Source organism: Bacillus sp. SIMBA_074, assembly GCF_046534555.1.
In the GTDB taxonomy this organism is placed as follows: Bacteria; Bacillota; Bacilli; order Bacillales; family Bacillaceae_G; genus Bacillus_A; species Bacillus_A mycoides.
In genome coordinates, this window is record NZ_JAWRYM010000157.1 from 1 (window position 1) to 389 (window position 389).

The 389-nt window shown below is 38.0% G+C and carries 1 protein-coding gene; it reads right to left on the reverse strand.

Translation table 11 applies throughout. The annotated features are described in order from the left end of the window. Window positions 1–389 (reverse strand): DUF975 family protein (locus tag SB773_RS30285; RefSeq protein WP_410593889.1); only part of this gene is annotated, 389 nt, incomplete at both ends.

Sequence of the window (389 nt, forward strand, 5' to 3'; positions counted from 1 at the left end):
GTAGTTCCGACATAAGGAAACAGCCATAGTAAACCAATTCCTATCGTGAACATGCAAAGGATGCCCCAACCTATGAAGCTTAGGTGCATAAGGAAATACTTCCATTTCAAGCCCTTCATTCTTTTTTTGCTTTCTGTAATGGCTTCAAGCACGGTGTATTCTGGATGATCCTTCAATAAGAAAAACACCTGCGAATAGGCGATGCTTTTGATGATACCGGGAATGATTAATAATAATGACCATAAAAAAATGAAAATAGCTTGTAAGATGGATGCCCCAATAAGCTTGAAAGAAGTTTTTCCATCTTTATAGATAGCGAATACTTCTGGAATATCAGGGTTTCCTTCCCTAACCAAATTCAAGTAGAACCAAGTGGTTGAAATGGTGAG